14 protein-coding genes are annotated in these 16,707 nt (G+C 69.2%); 11 read left to right on the forward strand and 3 right to left on the reverse strand.

From position 1 onward, the window contains the following. Positions 1-4 precede the first annotated feature (4 nt). From dxr to ACWDTI_RS17135, 6 genes are all read left to right on the forward strand, one after another. Positions 5-1,177: a 1-deoxy-D-xylulose-5-phosphate reductoisomerase gene (dxr, locus tag ACWDTI_RS17110; RefSeq protein WP_449739296.1), complete on the forward strand. Its 1,173-nt coding sequence runs from the start codon at positions 5-7 to the stop codon at positions 1,175-1,177. Further along, the gene (locus ACWDTI_RS17115) at positions 1,174-2,385 is read left to right on the forward strand and encodes a M50 family metallopeptidase (protein ID WP_449739297.1); all 1,212 of its coding nucleotides are present in this window, start codon (positions 1,174-1,176) and stop codon (positions 2,383-2,385) included. The genes dxr and ACWDTI_RS17115 overlap by 4 nt, the downstream gene beginning before the upstream one ends. Before the next feature lie 66 nt (positions 2,386-2,451). Next, complete coding sequence (gene ispG / locus ACWDTI_RS17120; protein ID WP_449739298.1) at positions 2,452-3,624, forward strand: flavodoxin-dependent (E)-4-hydroxy-3-methylbut-2-enyl-diphosphate synthase; 1,173 nt, start codon at positions 2,452-2,454, stop codon at positions 3,622-3,624. A gap of 27 nt (positions 3,625-3,651) precedes the next feature. Next, positions 3,652-4,488: a GNAT family N-acetyltransferase gene (locus ACWDTI_RS17125; RefSeq protein ID WP_449739299.1), complete on the forward strand. Its 837-nt coding sequence runs from the start codon at positions 3,652-3,654 to the stop codon at positions 4,486-4,488. A gap of 70 nt (positions 4,489-4,558) precedes the next feature. Then, positions 4,559-6,397, forward strand: coding sequence for a penicillin-binding transpeptidase domain-containing protein (locus ACWDTI_RS17130; RefSeq protein WP_449739300.1), 1,839 nt, complete (start codon positions 4,559-4,561; stop codon positions 6,395-6,397). A gap of 73 nt (positions 6,398-6,470) precedes the next feature. Beyond that, complete coding sequence (locus ACWDTI_RS17135; RefSeq protein ID WP_449739301.1) at positions 6,471-7,541, forward strand: hypothetical protein; 1,071 nt, start codon at positions 6,471-6,473, stop codon at positions 7,539-7,541. Between the two features lie 29 nt (positions 7,542-7,570). On the opposite strand, the gene ACWDTI_RS17140 is transcribed toward ACWDTI_RS17135, so the two are convergent. Genes ACWDTI_RS17140 through ACWDTI_RS17150 form a run of 3 tightly spaced genes read right to left on the reverse strand, consistent with a single transcriptional unit; the run spans position 7,571 to position 10,460 of the window. Then, positions 7,571-8,350, reverse strand: coding sequence for a heme ABC transporter ATP-binding protein (locus ACWDTI_RS17140; protein ID WP_449739302.1), 780 nt, complete (start codon positions 8,348-8,350; stop codon positions 7,571-7,573). After that, on the reverse strand, positions 8,347-9,432 hold the full coding sequence (locus ACWDTI_RS17145) for a FecCD family ABC transporter permease (RefSeq protein ID WP_449739303.1): 1,086 nt from the start codon (positions 9,430-9,432) through the stop codon (positions 8,347-8,349). Before ACWDTI_RS17145 ends, ACWDTI_RS17140 begins: the two co-directional genes overlap by 4 nt. Continuing rightward, complete coding sequence (locus ACWDTI_RS17150; protein WP_449739380.1) at positions 9,429-10,460, reverse strand: heme/hemin ABC transporter substrate-binding protein; 1,032 nt, start codon at positions 10,458-10,460, stop codon at positions 9,429-9,431. Before ACWDTI_RS17150 ends, ACWDTI_RS17145 begins: the two co-directional genes overlap by 4 nt. 205 nt (positions 10,461-10,665) lie before the next feature. Between ACWDTI_RS17150 and map the strand changes: the two genes are divergently transcribed. From map to ACWDTI_RS17175, 5 genes are all read left to right on the forward strand, one after another. Next, on the forward strand, positions 10,666-11,526 hold the full coding sequence (map, locus tag ACWDTI_RS17155; protein ID WP_449739304.1) for a type I methionyl aminopeptidase: 861 nt from the start codon (positions 10,666-10,668) through the stop codon (positions 11,524-11,526). Positions 11,527-11,651: 125 nt separating this feature from the next. Next, the gene (locus ACWDTI_RS17160; protein WP_449739305.1) at positions 11,652-13,175 is read left to right on the forward strand and encodes a cobyric acid synthase; all 1,524 of its coding nucleotides are present in this window, start codon (positions 11,652-11,654) and stop codon (positions 13,173-13,175) included. A gap of 45 nt (positions 13,176-13,220) precedes the next feature. Continuing rightward, positions 13,221-14,045: an alpha/beta fold hydrolase gene (locus ACWDTI_RS17165; RefSeq protein WP_449739306.1), complete on the forward strand. Its 825-nt coding sequence runs from the start codon at positions 13,221-13,223 to the stop codon at positions 14,043-14,045. A gap of 184 nt (positions 14,046-14,229) precedes the next feature. Then, positions 14,230-15,357: a DUF6777 domain-containing protein gene (locus ACWDTI_RS17170; protein WP_449739307.1), complete on the forward strand. Its 1,128-nt coding sequence runs from the start codon at positions 14,230-14,232 to the stop codon at positions 15,355-15,357. Positions 15,358-15,385: 28 nt separating this feature from the next. Then, positions 15,386-16,690 (forward strand): trypsin-like peptidase domain-containing protein, encoded by a 1,305-nt coding sequence (locus ACWDTI_RS17175; RefSeq protein ID WP_449739308.1) that lies wholly within the window; start codon positions 15,386-15,388, stop codon positions 16,688-16,690. The last annotated feature ends 17 nt before the right edge of the window (positions 16,691-16,707 follow it).

Raw genomic sequence — 16,707 nt, forward strand, 5'->3', positions numbered from 1 at the left:
GGGAGTGACTCGCGTACTCATCCTCGGTTCCACCGGCTCGATCGGCGTCCAGGCGCTCGAGGTCATCGCCGAACACGCGCAACGGTTCCAGGTCGTCGGGCTCGGTGCGGGCGGAGGTCACCTCGACCTCCTGCGTGAGCAGGCCAAGGCGTTCCGCATCCCGCCGAGCGCACTCGCCGTCGCCGACGCCGCAGCCGCGCGCACCCTCGGTGACGACCTCGGTGGTCGTGTTCTCGGTGGTCCGGACGCCCTGTGTGAGCTCATCGACACCGTCGACGCCGATGTGGTGCTCAACGCGGTCGTCGGGTCCATCGGGCTGCGCCCCAGTCTTGCGGCGCTGCGCTCGGGCGCCCGGCTGGCCCTGGCGAACAAGGAGTCGCTGGTGGCCGGCGGATCGCTGGTCACCGCTGCCGCCGCACCCGGGCAGATCGTGCCCGTCGACTCCGAACACTCGGCGCTCGCGCAATGCCTGCGCGCCGGCACCGTCGACGAGGTGGACCGGCTGATCCTCACCGCGTCCGGCGGCCCGTTCCGCGGCTGGTCCGCGGCGGCCCTCGAGGATGTCACCCCCGAGCAGGCGGGCCGGCATCCGACCTGGTCGATGGGCCCGTTGATCACTCTGAATTCGGCCACCCTGGTCAACAAGGCGCTCGAGGTCATCGAGGCGCACCTGCTGTTCGGGGTGGACTACGACCGCATCGACGTCACCGTCCATCCGCAGTCGATCGTGCACTCCATGGTCACCTTCGTCGACGGCGCCACCATCGCCAAGGCGTCGCCACCGTCGATGAAACTGCCGATCGCGCTGGCACTGGGCTGGCCGGACCGGGTGCCCGGCTCGTCGTCGGCATGTGATTTCTCCACCGCGTCCGCCTGGACCTTCGAACCGGTCGACAACGTGGTCTTTCCCGCCATCGATCTCGCCCGCGCGGCGGGCCAGGGTGGCGGATCGCTCACCGCGGTCTACAACGCGGCCAACGAAGCCGCCGCCGACGGCTTCTTCGCCGGCGCGATCCGATTCCCCCGCATCGTAGAGATCATCCGTGAGGTGCTCGCTCAGGCAGATCAGTGGCGCCCCGAGCCAGGTAGTGTGGAGGAGGTTCTGGCCGCCGACCAGTGGGCGCGGACGCGCGCCGCGGAACTGGTCGCGGCATATGGAGATGGAGTGAGTCAGTGAGTTTTGCGCTCGGCGTGGCGCTGTTCGCCGCGGCGCTGTTGCTGTCGGTGGCATGGCATGAATGCGGACACATGTGGGCCGCGCAGGCCACCGGCATGAAGGTGCGCCGCTACTTCGTCGGCTTCGGACCCACCCTCTGGTCGACCCGGCGCGGCGAGACCGAATACGGCTTCAAGGCGCTGCCATTCGGCGGGTTCTGCGACATCGCCGGCATGACGCCGTACGAGGAACTCGCCGACGACGAGAAACCCCGCGCGATGTTCGCACAGAAGGCCTGGAAGCGGCTCGTCGTGCTGTTCGCCGGTCCGGCTCAGAACTTCATCCTCGGTTTCGTGCTGGTGTTCGTCGTCGCCGTCGGCTGGGGACTGCCCAACCTCGACGGCACCGCCAAGGTCTACGTCGATCGACTGACCTGTGTCGCATCCTCGACCGACGCCCAGGGTGCGCCCGTCGACTGCAGCGGCACCGGACCCGCCGAGAAGGCCGGCCTCAAGCCGGGAGATCAGGTCGTCGCGATCAACGGTCACCAGGTGGCCAACGCCGAGGACCTCGTCACCACGACGTGGAAGGCCACCGGCACGGCGACCGTCGAGGTGCTGCGCGACGGGCAGACCCAGACCTTCGAGGTGCCGGTCACCACGGTCCAGCGCATGAAGAAGGGCGACGACGGTGCGCTCACGCCGGTCACGGTGGGCGCGATCGGCATCGGCCTCTCGCAGGACGGCATGAACCACTACAACGTGCTGACCGCGATCCCCGGCTCGATCGCATTCACCGGCGACCTCTTCGTGGCCACCTGGGACGCCCTGCTCTCGTTGCCGTCGAAGATCGGCGCACTGTGGACGGCGGTCACCGGCGGCGAACGATCCGCCGACACCCCGGTCAGCGTGTACGGGGCGTCGGTGATGGGCGGCCAGGCGGCCGAACGCGGCGCGTGGAGCATGTTCCTGATGCTGCTGATCAGCGTCAACTTCTTCCTCGGCCTGTTCAACCTGGTGCCGCTGCTCCCGCTCGACGGCGGGCACATGGCCATCGTCGGCTACGAGAAGGCCCGCAACACCGTGCGTGGCTGGTTCGGGCGCGCCCCCGGCGGCCCCGTCGACTACCTCAAGCTGATGCCCATCACCTACGCCGTGGTGATCGTGATGGGTGGCTTCATGGTGCTCACCCTGACCGCCGACATCATCAACCCCATCCAGGTCTTCTGACGCGGACCGCCCGCAGATCCCAGAACCGTTGAACCACACAGCCATTCGTCATCAGAGGTGAATCAGATGAACAACCCGGTCCCGATCGGACTCGGTATGCCGGCCTCACCGCCGCCCGTCCTGGCCCCGCGTCGCACCACCCGGCAGATCCAGGTGGGGTCCGTCGGTGTCGGCAGCGACCACCCGATCTCGGTGCAGTCGATGACCACCACCAAGACGCACGACATCAACGCGACCCTGCAACAGATCGCCGAGCTCACCGCGTCCGGCTGCGACATCGTGCGGGTCGCCTGCCCGCGCAACGAGGACGCCGAGGCGCTGCCGATCATCGCGAAGAAGTCGAAGATCCCGGTGATCGCCGACATCCACTTCCAGCCCCGCTACATCTTCGCGGCGATCGACGCCGGCTGCGCGGCCGTCCGCGTGAACCCCGGCAACATCAAGGAGTTCGACGGCCGCGTCAAGGAGGTGGCCAAGGCGGCCGGCGACGCCGGCATCCCGATCCGCATCGGCGTCAACGCGGGCTCCCTCGACAAGCGGCTCCTGGAGAAGTACGGCAAGGCCACCCCGGAGGCGCTCGTCGAGTCGGCGCTGTGGGAGGCGAGCCTGTTCGAGGAACACGGTTTCGGCGACATCAAGATCTCCGTCAAGCACAACGACCCGGTGGTGATGGTCGAGGCGTATCGGCAACTCGCCGCCCAGTGCGACTACCCGCTGCACCTCGGCGTCACCGAGGCCGGTCCGGCCTTCCAGGGCACCATCAAGTCGGCGGTCGCGTTCGGCGCCCTGCTGAGCGAGGGCATCGGCGACACCATCCGCGTCTCCCTGTCCGCACCGCCGGCCGAGGAGGTCAAGGTCGGCGATCAGATCCTGCAATCGCTCAACCTGCGGCCCCGCAAGCTCGAGATCGTCTCCTGCCCGTCGTGCGGCCGCGCACAGGTCGACGTCTACAAGCTCGCCGACGCCGTCACCGCGGGGCTCGAGGGCATGGAGGTGCCGCTTCGCGTCGCGGTAATGGGATGCGTCGTCAACGGTCCCGGCGAGGCGCGCGAAGCGGACCTGGGTGTGGCGTCGGGCAACGGCAAGGGACAGATCTTCGTCAAGGGTGAGGTCATCAAGACCGTGCCCGAAGCACAGATCGTGGAGACCTTGATCGAAGAAGCGCTGCGGATTGCCGGGGAGTCGGGTGACACTGGTGAGGACCGGGAAACGGGTTCCCCGGTCGTGACGGTCAGCTGAACCTGCGAAGAGTGCAGAGGAGCGGTGGTGCTGAAGCTGCTGGGCGACCGCCCGCTGGGCGCGCGTGACGCTCCCGTCGTGGAGCGCGTGATGGCCTCGGACCCGGTGGCGATGTGCATGGTCGCCGCGCGCTTCGAATCCCACGGCATCAATCCCCGGCTGCTCGGGGGCGAGCTGTGGACCGTCGATGACCCCACGACGTCACTGTGTTTCTCCGGCGCCAATCTGATCCCGCTGCTCGGCAACGCCACCGACATGGAGAACTTCGCCGACCGAGCGTCGTCGTCACCGCGCGTGTGCTCGTCGGTCGTCGGCCGCGCCGAACTCGTACTGCCGTTCTGGGGTCGGGTCGAACCGAGCTGGGGTCCGGCCCGTGAGGTGCGCGACTGCCAACCGTTGATGGCGCTGCCCGGACCCCCGGCCGTGCGTCCCGACCCGGCGGTACGGCTGGTGACCCTCGACGATCTCGACGCCTACGTCCCGGCCGCGGTCGACATGTTCATCGGCGAGGTGGGGGTGGATCCGTGTGCCGGCGACGGCGGCCGGTCCTACCGGCGCCGGCTCGCGTCGTTGATCTCGGCGCAACGGGTGTTCGCCCGTTTCGACCGCGGCGAAGTGGTGTTCAAGGCCGAAATCGGTTCGCTCTCACGCAGAGTCGGCCAGATCCAGGGTGTCTGGGTGGCGCCGCAGCGCCGCGGGGAAGGGTTCGGCGCGGGTGGGACGGCCGCTGTCGCGTCGGCGATCCTCGCCCACGGCCGGACACCGAGCCTGTACGTCAACAGCTTCAACCTCCCGGCGCGCGAGGTGTATCACCGGGTCGGCTTCGCCGAGGTGGGCACCTTCGCGACGATCCTCGTCGACTGATCGCTTTTCCGGCGTCGACTCGCGCGTGGCGCGGCGGTTCCATCACGATTGCGCATTAAAGTCGTAACTGATGTTACAGATGAGACGGCGCATGATCAGCGTGGCGTGTGTGTCGGTGAGCGCCGCGGTCACCCTCGGCGTGGCCGGCTGCGCCACCGTCGACGACGGACCCCGGCAGGCCGTCGAACGATTCCTCGCCGCCTACGGCAGCCACAACTCCGCCGGCGCCGCCGACCTGACCGACAACCCCACGCTCGCCCGCACCGACCTGGCCGCCGCATGGGACGGGCTCGACGCACAGAGACTGTCCGCGACGACGGGCCGGGCCCGGGTCAACGGGGACACCGCTGACATCGACGTCACCTACCGATGGGGACTGCCGCGCGGACGGGAGTGGAGCTATCCGGCCCGCGTCAAGATGATCCGGTCCGACACGAGCGGGTGGACCGTCCGCTGGACCTCGACCGATATCCATCCGGAACTCGGTGCCAACCAACGACTCTCGCTGCGGATCGTGGAAGCGCCACGCGCCGCGGTCAACGAGTCCGACGGGTCGGAGGTGATGACGAACGGCTCGGTCGTCGGCATCAACTTCGACGCCAAGCAGGCCGCGGCCGGCGGGTCGGTGGCCGACTCGGTCACCCGGCTGGTCACCGCGCTACGCGGTATCGATCCGAGCCTGTCGGCGCAGACGATCGCCGAGGAGGCCACCGCCACCGACGGCCAGTACCCGATCACCCGGCTCTCCCAGCAGACCTTCGACCGGCTGCGGGACCGGCTCGCGATCCCCGGGGTCGTGCACAACGAACAGGCCGAACTCGTTCCGGTGAACAAGAATTTCGCGCCGGCGTTGCTGACCGAGGTCAAGAAGGTCGTCGACTCCGAGGTCGACGGCCGCGTCGGCTGGCGGATCGTGACCGTTAATCCGAACGGCCTCGACGCCGACGTGCTCGAAGACCATGCGGCGCAACCAGCGCCGTCGATCTCGCTGAGCCTGTCGCGGCAGGTGCAGAACGCCGCACAGCAGGCCGTGGACGCGACCAACCGCTTCCAGATCGCCATGGTGGTGATCCAGCCGTCGACCGGCCACATCCTCGCGGTCGCGCAGAACTCCGCCGCCGACCGCAGCGGCCCGATCGCCACCACCGGGCTCTACCCACCCGGCTCGACGTTCAAGATGGTCACCGCCGCCGCGGCGATCAGCCGCAACCTGGCCCACCCGGGATCGTCGGTGCCCTGTCCCGGCGAGATCCAGATCGGACCGCGGCTGATCCCGAACTACGACAAGTTCTCGCTCGGCACCGTGCCGATGCTGAGTGCGTTCGCCAACTCCTGCAACACCACATTCGCGCATCTGGCCAGCGAGATGGGACCGTCGGATCTGGCGCACACCGCGGCGGCCATGGGCATCGGGCAGCAGTATCAGATCGCCGGCCTCGACGCCGTGTCCGGCTCGGTGCCGATCGCCCCGGGACTCGTCGCGCGCAGCGAGGACGGGTTCGGCCAGGGCAAGGTCCTGGTCAGCCCGCTCGGTCTCGCGCTGGTCGCCGCCACCGTCGCGCACAACGGGAAAGCCCCTGTGCCGCAACTGATTCTGGGCAAACCGACGATCGTCACCGGGCCGCAGCCGGCGTTGTCGCCGGGCGTGGTTGCCGAACTACGGCCGATGATGCGGGCCGTCGTCACCGAGGGCACCGGCACCGCCATCAGCGGCCAGGGCAACGTCCTCGGCAAGACCGGTGAGGCCGAGTTCGACGGCGGTTCACACGCCTGGTTCGCGGGATACCGCGGCGACATCGCCTTCGCGACCCTCGTCGTGCGGGGTGGCGACTCGAACAACGCGGTCGGCGTGACCCGGGACTTCTTCTCGTTCCTGCCACCGGGTTACGCCACCGGCGCGGCCTCCTGATCGGCGGTCGCCTGATCCGTGCCGCCCGATCGGCGCCGCCTGCGGGTCGGTGGATACCGGTAGGGTGCGGCGTATGTCGACACCCCAGGACCCCTACGGCCGGTCGCAACCCGATCAGTCGCCGTACGGCCGGCAGCCCCCACCCGGCGGATCGCCCGGTCAACCCCAGTACGACCAGCCGCAATACGGCGAGCCGCAGCACGGTCAACCGCACTACAGCGAGCCTCAGTTCGGGCAGTCCCAATACGGCGAACCTCAGCACGGGCAGCCCCAATACGGTCAACCCCAGTACGGTCAGCCGCAGTACGGCGAGCAGCCCGGTCAACCCCAGTACGGGCAGCCGCAATACGGCCAGCCGCAATACGATCAACCGCAGTACGGCCGGCCGCCCGAGGGACAGCCCCAACCCGGCGGGCCGCAACAACCCCAGTACGGGCAACCGCCTTACGGGCAACCCACTTACGGGCAACCGCAGCATGGCCAACCGCAGCCCGGGGAGCCCTACGGCGGGCCGGCCCAGGGCCAGCCCGCCTACGGTCAACCCCCGTACGGTGGCGCACCGTACGGGCCCCAGGGCGGTGCACCGTACCCGGGGCCGGGCGGATCACCATACGGTGCAGCGCAACCCGCGGGCGTGGTGGTCGGAAAGCTGTCCGCGATCGTCCCGGTGATCTACTGGGTGATCGCGGGCATCTCGGTGCTGATCATGATCAGTGCCTTCCTGCCGTGGGTCTCGGCCGCGGGCAAGTCCTACAGCGGCATGAGTGGCAACGACCACGCCTCCGACGGCGTGATCACGCTGATCCTCGCGCTGATCGCTGGGGCGGTCGCCGTCGCAGCCGTCTTCCTGGCGCGGCAACCGCTGCTGGGTCTGGCCGCGGGGGTGGTGGCGGTGCTCGCCGGGCTGGTGGTCGCGATCATCGGTTTCAGCGACATCAGCGATGTGAACAGTGCGTCCGATCAGCTCAACAACATCCCCAGCTCCATCCCGGGAATGCCGCCCGGCTTCCAGATCAATGTGCCCGACCTCGACCTCAGCGTCGGAATCGGCTTGTGGTTCACCGTGATTCTCGGTGTGGTGCTCATCGTGGCGGGCGTACTCGCGGCGATTCCCGGATTCGGTGCGCTCACCACCAGGCACTGAATCGGTGAGCCCGGAGCGCCGGGCGGCCGTCAGCGTCGCCGCGGCACGATGACGGGCTGCCCGGATTCGGGGTGCTCCCAGATGTCCACCGGATGGTCGTAGGTGCTCGACAATCGTTCGGCGGTCATCACCTCCCGCGTCGGTCCCTCGGCCAGGATGTGCCCGTCCTTCATCAGCGCGACCCGATCGGCGTAGGCGGCGGCCAGCGAGAGATCGTGCACGACGAGGAGCACGGCAGTGCCGGTGTCGCGTGCCGCGCAGAGGATGTCGAGCACGGCCTCCTGGTGGTGGATGTCGAGGGCCGCGGTGGGTTCGTCGAGCAGCATCACCGGGGTCCGCTGTGCCAGTGCTCGCGCCAGGGACACTCGCGCCTGTTGTCCGCCGGAGAGCTGGGCGAACGGGCGGTCGACGATGTCGAGCAGATCGCAGGCGCGCAGTGCCTCGTCGATGATGCGCGGCGATTCGACGGCCTCGGGCGTCCGCAACCACGGGAACCGCCCCATCTCGACGACCTCGCCGACCGTGAACGGGGTGTCGCCACGGTTCTGCTGCGTCATGAACGACCGGCGCCGGGCGAGCTCGCGCGACGACAGTTCGGTCACCGGATGGCCGGCGATCCGCACCGTGCCGTGATCGGGACGGCGCAGATGCGCGATCACCGACAGCAGCGTGGACTTGCCGCATCCGTTGGGCCCGACGAGGGCCTGCAGGGTGCCCGGTTCGACCCGCAGCGAGACGTCGTGCACCACCTCGCGCCCGCCGAGGGCGACCGTGATGTGTTCGGCGAGAACGCCACCCGCGGCGGTCACCACCCGGCGCCGGCGTGACGGCTGCGGCGCAACAGGATGAAGAACACCGGGCCGCCGACCAGTGAGGTGAACACGCCGAGCGGCAGATCGGCGTCGCCCATCACGGTCCGCGACGCCAGATCGGCTGCCGCGATCACGATCGCCCCGCCGATGATGCTGGTGGGCAACAGGATCGCGTGCCGCGGCCCGACGATGAGCCGCATCAGATGCGGCACGATCAGCCCGACGAACATGATGATGCCGGTGAACGCCACTGCCGCCGCGGTGAGGATGGCGACCAGCACGATGACCTGCCGGCGCACGTTCTCCACGTTGATGCCCAGCGACGCCGCCTGCATCTCGCCGAGTGCCAGCAGATCCAGTTTGTACACCAGCACCGTGGACGCCGCGATCCCGGCGACCACGAGCGGCAGCACCACCCAGACCGAACTCCAGGTGGCGCCCGCCAGCGACCCCAGTTGCCAGAACACGATCTGCTCGCGAGCCGCGGTGGATGCGACGAAGGTCAGGTACGCGATGATGCCGAGCGCGAACGCGTTGACCGCGATCCCGGTGAGCACCAGCATGATCGCCGACGACGAGCCGTCCCGTAGCGACAGGATGTAGACGGCGGCCGCGGTGGCGAGACCGAACACGAAAGCCGCGCCGGCCAGTACCCAGCCGTTCACGCCGACACCGCCGATGACGATCATCAGGCACGCGCCCACCGCCGCGCCGGAGGACACCCCGATCACCCCGGGTTCGGCCAGCGGGTTGGCCAGGACTCCCTGCAACAGACAGCCCGCCGCGCCCAGGGCGGCGCCGACCAGCAGACCGAGCACGATGCGCGGGAAGCGGATGATCCAGAGCGCGTGCTCGCCCTGCGGATGATGCGGCAGCGGCCCTACGTCGAGGTGGAAGTGATGGGCCAGGCTGCCCAGCACCTCGATCGGCGGGATCGCGACCTGACCGACACCGGCCGAGACCACCACCACGACGGCCAGCAGCACCAGCATGCCGACGATCACCGTCACGTTGCGTCCGACGCGCGATCGGGGCCGTACCGGACGGGTCGTCGAGTCCTCGCTCACCGGGGCGGTCATACGTAGATCGCCTGGGCGAGCGAACCGAGGACCTGCCCGATGTCGGGGCCGAACGCCAGGATCTCGGTCTGGTCCATCGCGACGATGCGGCGCGCGCGACCCGCGCTGGTGTCGGCGATGCCGGGTAACGCGATCACGCCGTCGACACCGCCCACCGATTCCGCACCTTGGGTCATCACGAGGATGACGTCCGGGTTGGCCTTCACCATGGCCTCGGCGGTGACCGCGGTGTACGCACCGGTCAGGTCAGCGTTGTCGGCGGCATCCGTGCCGCCGAGTTCGCGGATCAGGTCGTCGGCGCCCGAACCCGGGCCGGCGAGCAGCACCAGCCGTGGCCCGCGGATGTAGACGAAAGCGATCGTCGGATCGCCGGACGGGGACGGCACCGATCGCTTGGCTTCGGCGATCTCGTCGTCGGTGCGTGTGACCAGGGCTTCCCCGGCATCGTGCACGCCGAGCGCGGCGGCCACCGACCTGATGAGGGTCGGCGTGGAGTCCAGGGTGCGCGTCGCGCTGAACTCGACGACCGGGATCTGCGCCGCCCGGATCTGATCGACCGCCTGCGGCGGAATGGTGTTTTCGTCGACCAGCACCACCGTCGGCCGCAACGCGAGGACCTTCTCCGCGTTGAGGGTGTGGCCGGTGTTGGTGACCAACGGCAACGCCAGCGCCGACGGAAAGGCGGTCGACGTGTCCCGGCCCACCACGCGGGGTCCGAGACCGAGCGCGAACACGATGTTGCCCAGCGTCCCGTTGCGGTCGACCGCGATGATCCGGCTGGTGTCGGAGACCGTCACCCGCGGATGCCCGATGGAGTCAACCGTCACCGGCAGCTGCGGTCGGGGATCGGTGGTGACGGGTACGACGTCGGTGCGGGGGAGTTCGGCGGTCGACGGTCCGTCGCGCAGGTGCGTCGACGCGGCCACCGAGGCGCCCGGCTGCTGGATCGGCGCGGTGCTGCAGCCGCTCAGTGTCAGGGCGGCCACCAGTGCGGCCACCGCCACCGCGAGCGAAACGGGTCGGCTGATCGCACGTCCCGGGTCTCGTCGCCGACCGAGCACTGACCACTCCTCATCTCTCGTGCCGCATGCGTCGCAGCAGAGTCTGCCCTGCGCGGCTTAGGACCACCTTAGTGGTGCTGTTCCCGATCTCGTCCGGGGCGGCTTCCGGGGACTCCGACAACTCGGCGGTCGGAGTTCGGCAGCCCGGCTTCCGCGGCATACAGTGGCATCCATGACTGTGCGCACCGCCCTGAGCCCCGGCACCCTCTCGCCGCGACGTGCCGTGCCCGATTCCATCGACCGCCCCGAGTACGTGTGGAAGTCCACCGTCAACGAGGGACATGAGCCGTGGGTGCAGACGCCCGAGACCATCGAGAAGGTCCGGGTGGCCGGCAAGATCGCCGCCAACGCACTGGCCGAGGCGGGCCGGGCGGTGGCCCCGGGCGTGACCACCGACGAACTCGACCGGATCGCGCACGAGTACATGATCGATCACGGTGCGTACCCGTCGACCCTGGGCTACAAGGGTTTTCCGAAGTCCTGCTGCACGTCGCTGAACGAGGTCATCTGCCACGGCATCCCGGACTCGACGGTCGTCGAGGACGGCGACATCGTCAACATCGACGTCACCGCCTACATCGACGGCGCGCACGGCGACACCAACGCCACCTTCCTGGCGGGCGACGTGTCGGCGGAGGCGGCCGATCTGGTGGAGCGCACCCGGATCGCCACCCAACGGGCCATCAAGGCGGTCAAGCCGGGCCGGGAACTCAACGTGGTCGGCCGCGTCATCGAGGCCTACGCCAATCGCTTCGGCTACTCCGTGGTGCGCGACTTCACCGGGCACGGGATCGGTGAGACGTTCCACAACGGCCTGGTGGTGCTGCACTACGACCAACCCAACGTGGACACGATCCTCGAGCCCGGCATGGTGTTCACCATCGAGCCGATGATCAATCTGGGCGGCCTCGGGTACGAGATCTGGGACGACGGCTGGACCGTCGTCACCACCGACAAGAAGTGGACGGCCCAGTTCGAGCACACCCTCGTGGTGACCGACGACGGTGCCGAGATCCTGACGCTGCCGGACTAGCGGCAGAGGTGATGGCGGTGTCCGTGGCCCAGTCGTGTTCCTCCGCCCGGTTTGTGTTCGTCCCCCGCCTGCAGCAGGGGGACGAACGCAAACGGGGTGGAGGAACTGCCGCGAGTCGGTAGGCGGTGCGCGGCGCGCTGCTCGTCGGGGGCACCACCTCCGACGCCGGTAAGAGCCTGGTGGTCACCGGCTTGTGTCGCCTGCTGGCGCGACAGGGCATCCGGGTGGCGCCGTTCAAGGCGCAGAACATGTCGAACAACTCCGTGGTCACCCTCGACGGCGGGGAGATCGGTCGCGCACAGGCGCTGCAGGCCTTCGCCTGCGGGCTGGAACCGTCGACCCGGTTCAACCCGGTGCTCCTCAAGCCGGGCAGCGACCGACGGTCGCATGTGGTGGTCCGCGGCCGGCCCGCCGGGGATGTCGGCGCCGCCGACTACCACACCCGCCGGGCCGAGCTCGCCGGTCTCGTGGCCGACGAATTCCGTTCGCTCCGTGACGAATTCGACGTCGTGATCGCCGAGGGCGCCGGGTCGGTGGCCGAGATCAACCTGCGCGGCACCGACATCGCCAACCTGGGACTCGCCCGGGCGGCCGGTCTGCCGGTGCTGCTCGTCACCGACATCGACCGGGGCGGTTCGCTGGCCCACCTGTTCGGCACCACCGCGATCCTCGAGCCCGACGACCAGGCGCTCATCGCCGGATTCGTGATCAACAAGTTCCGCGGCGACCCCGCACTGCTGCAGCCCGGCCTCGAGCGCCTGACACAACTCACCGGGCGCAGCACCCTGGGAGTGATCCCGTTCGCCTCGGACCTGTGGATCGACGCCGAGGACTCACTGGCCGTCCCGGTCGGCCGGCGGGTCGGGCCGCCGGACCGGCGCCCACCCGACGCGGTGCGCCTGAGCGTCGCCGCGATCCGGCTGCCCCGCGTCTCCAACTCCACCGACGTCGAGGCGCTCGCGTGCGAACCCGGCGTCGACGTCACCTGGGTCGACGACCCGGCGTCGGTCACCGCCGCCGACCTCGCCGTGTTACCGGGCACCCGCGCGACCGTCGCGGATCTGGCCTGGGTGCGTGAGCGGGGGATCGGCGCCGCACTCGTCGATCGGGCCCGGCGGGGCCGGCCGGTCATCGGGATCTGCGGCGGCTTCCAGATGCTCGGCCGGCGCATCGACGACCGGGTGGAATCCGGCGGGGGAGTCGTGGACGGGCTGGGCATCCTTGACGTCGACGTGAGGTTCCATCCCGACAAAACGGTCCGCCAGGTCGCCGGACATGCGGCCGGGGTGGCGATCGCCGGCTATGAGATCCACCACGGCCTGCTCGCCGGGTCGTCGGAGAAACCCTGGATCGTCGACGACGCACACGGCCCGGAGGGTGCGGTGGACGGCGTCGTTCGGGGAACCCACTGGCACGGGTTGCTCGCCAACGACGATTTCCGCCGTGACCTGCTGCGACGTGTTGCCGCCGAGGCCGGAAAGCCGGGGTTCGTGGTCGCCGAGGCCACCGTCGTCGACGATGTGCGCACCGCCCAGGTCGACCTGATCGCCGACCTCATCGACACCCATCTCGACACCGTGGCGCTCACCACCGTCATCGAGAGGGGCGCCGACCCCGGGCTGCCCACGATCACCCACCACCTCACCTGACCTCGCCGTCCGTCGGAGCGTCGCGCCGTCGCCTATCCTGGGCCGGTGGATACCGAACAGCGTACGGTCAGGGTTGGGGAACTCGCTTTTGACGTGGAGATCGGTGGACCCGACGGCGGCAAGTGGGTACTGCTGCTCCACGGGTTCCCGGTCAATGGGTCGTGCTACTCCGACGTCGTGCCCCGCTTGCACGAAAGTGGTCTGCGGACAGTGGTTTTCAATCAGCGAGGCTACTCGGCGGGCGCACGGCCGGACGCCGTGGAGGACTATCGGCTCGAGAACCTGGTCACCGACGCTCTCGGCGTCCTCGACGGACTGGGTGTCCAGTACGCGCTGCTCGTCGGCCACGACTGGGGTGCGATCGTCGGCTGGCATCTCGCCGCCAAGCATCCCGACAGGTTCACCGGGTATGTCGCGGTGAGCGTCGGGCATCCGTCGTCGACACGCGACGCGCTGGCGACCAGCGACCAGCGCGAACGGTCCTCCTACATCAAGGATTTCGTCGCCGACGGGGCAGAGAAGACACTCCTCGCCCGCAAAGGGGCGCTGCTGCGTGACGCGGGGGTGACCGCCGAGGAGATCGTCCCGCTCACCAAGCCGGGGGCGATGACCGCGGCACTCAACTGGTATCGCGCCAACTTCACCGGCGAGATCGCCAAGACCATGTCGTGCCCGCCGGTGGAGATTCCCACCACGATGGTGTGGGGCGATTCCGATCCGACCATGGGACGTGAGCAGGCCGCCGGCAGTAGCCGTTACTGCTACTCCGAGTACCGGTTCTGCGAGCTGCCCGGCATCGATCACTGGGTGCCGCAGAATGCGTCCGCGGCGCTGGCCAGCGAGATCGCGTTGCGGTCGGCGGTCTTCTGACCGAACGACGCACCGGGCCGGGTGCCGACGTGGGGCCCGGTTCGGCGGGGTAGGCGTACGGACGGGTACAGGTAGTTCCCGGGCCCATTCGCGTATCGTGCGGCCCCGATCGGGTGTTGCGGTGCCGGGAAAGGGGTAGCCCTCTACCCGCGTTTCGCGCGGTGGTGCGGGACAGCATGGCTGCATGACTGCAGAACGGCGTCGTGCGATCGCCACGGTTAAGACAGCTCTGGCATTCGCGGCGGTTGGCATCATCGTCGTCGCCGGGTGCTCGAAAGACGTTGAGCCCCAGACCCAGTCGACCCCGGTCCTGCTCGAGGCGGCAGCCGCGCAGGGGCAGTCGCCGTGGACCGGGTCGGTGGCCCAGCCGGTGGACCTGTCCAGCGTGACGACCCTGGATGCGACCACCACCGGCGGTGCCGGGCAGGTGGCCGGCGCGGACGGTACGCAGGTCGGTATCTATGGCGGTTCCACGCAGCGGGACGTCTGCGACCGCGTCAAGCTCATCGACTTTCTCGAGAGCGAACCTGCCAAGTCGACTGTCTGGCAGCAGGTGCTCGGCGTCGACGACGTCCGCGGTTACGTGAGCGAGTTGCGCCCCGTCGTCGTCCTGCGCGACATCATGGTCACCGATCACGGATTCGAATCCGGCCATGCCACCGAGATCCCCGCGGTGCTCCAGGCCGGCACGGCGGTGCTCGTCGATACGGACTGGGTACCCCGGGTACGGTGCGCGAGCGGAAGCCCGCTCTCGCCGAGCGGTGTCGGTGACGATGCGATCACCTACGCGGGAACCCCGTGGCCTAACTTTGCGACCGGAAGTGTTGTCGCCCTGAATTATTCGGCCAGTGGGAACGACCCGCACTGGTCCTCGGCGCCGGCCGGAAAGGTATCGGCGCCGCCCCCGAGCTCCTCGAGCTCCTCGAGCAGCTCGTCGTCGGGCAGCTCGGAATCGAGCAGTGAGTCGTCGAGCAGTTCGGAATCGAGCAGTTCGGAATCGAGCAGCGAGTCGTCGAGCTCCGAGCCCGTTCTGCCGGGTGGGTCGCCGGTCGGCGGAGACGCCTCGGTGGAGTCCGTTCCGCCGAGTGCCCCTGCCGACGGCGAACAGTCCGGCCCCGACGGCGGCACCGGCGGCAGCGGGGACACCGGCGGCAGCGGGGACACCGGCGACCAATCCGGTTCCGGAGGTGCACCGGCGCAGGAGCCCGACGGGGCCGTCGGGCAGGGCGGGCAACAGAACTCGTTGTCCGGTGACCAATCCGAAGCAGGCGACGCGATCACGACGACAACAACCGAGGTACCCGCGGGCTGATCACGGAGACAGGGAGACAAGGAAGATCATGGGACCAAGCACACTCCTCACGAGACGCGGTGTGATCCGCCTCGGCGCGATCATCGGTGCCGCGGGCACGCTGGCCGCCGGCACACTGTGGACCGCTCCGGCGGCGGCGGCTCCACCTCAGGTGTCCCCGGAAACCCAAGCGGCAGCCTACATCCGGCCCGCCGTCGTATATGTGACGAGCGCACTGCCCGACGGGACGACATCGCACTGCACGGGATTCGTCGTCAACCCGGACGGGTACATCGCGACCGCCGGCCACTGTGTCGACCCCGAGCACGTCATGAAGAGCGAGATGAGCTCGACCTCCGAGACGAGCAACGCGATCCTCGACCAGATCGAGCAGACCGGTATGACGGTGTCGGTGATCGGGGCCGGGCTCAAGACGACCCCGGCGCGGGTGGTCGATGTCCATCCCGAAGGGCAGGGTGACGTCGCCCTGCTCAAGGTCTCGGCCGCGAATCTGCCCTCGTCGCAACTGTCGACGGCCGCTTCGCAGGTCGGCGCTGGGATTCAGGCGGTCGGATATCCGGGTCCGACCGACTCGTCGGATACGTCCTGGCATCCGGACCCGTCGCTCGAACCCACCTTGAAGAGCGGCACCGTCAGTGCCCTGACCACCGCCGGGGCCGCTCCGGTGATCGAGGTGAGCGCTGCGATGGTGCCGGGCATGAGCGGTGGTCCCACCATCGACGACGCCGGAAAGGTCGTCGGGATCAACAGTTTCACCACCCAGCTGAACAGCAACTTCAACTACTCCTCCGCGGTGAGCGAACTCCAGGAGATGATGAAGAACAACGGCGTGACCTCAGCACTGTCGCCCGCCGACACCGCCTACCGGCAGGCGCTCGGCGCCTACTTCCAGGGCGACTACGGCGCCGCGGTGCAGGGGTTCGATCAGGCGCTGAACCTGTCGCCGACCTATCCGACCGCCGCCGTGAAGCGCACCGACGCGGCCAACAAGCAGGCGGTGGCCGCCGCCACCCCGTCCGGCGGTGCATCGATGCCGGGCTGGGTCCTCGCCGGTGCCGGTGCGCTGGTCGGGCTCGCCGTCATCGGCGGTGTGGGCTACTACTTCTACACCCACCGCGGCAAGGGTGCGGCGGCCGGCATGCCGGTGGACGCGGTGCCCGCCGGATCGGTCAGGCCACCGGCTCCCGCGCAGGCCGGGGCCACCCCGACCGTCCCCTACGGCGCGCCGCCGTCGGGTCCGCCGGCCGGTGCCCCTCGCCGGTGCAACAACTGCGGTTTCGAGCTCCCGCCGGGCCAGGCGTTCTGTGGCCGGTGCGGAAAGGCTCAGGAATAGCCGGAAATCAGAACCAT

The organism is Gordonia sp. NPDC003424, assembly GCF_053588655.1.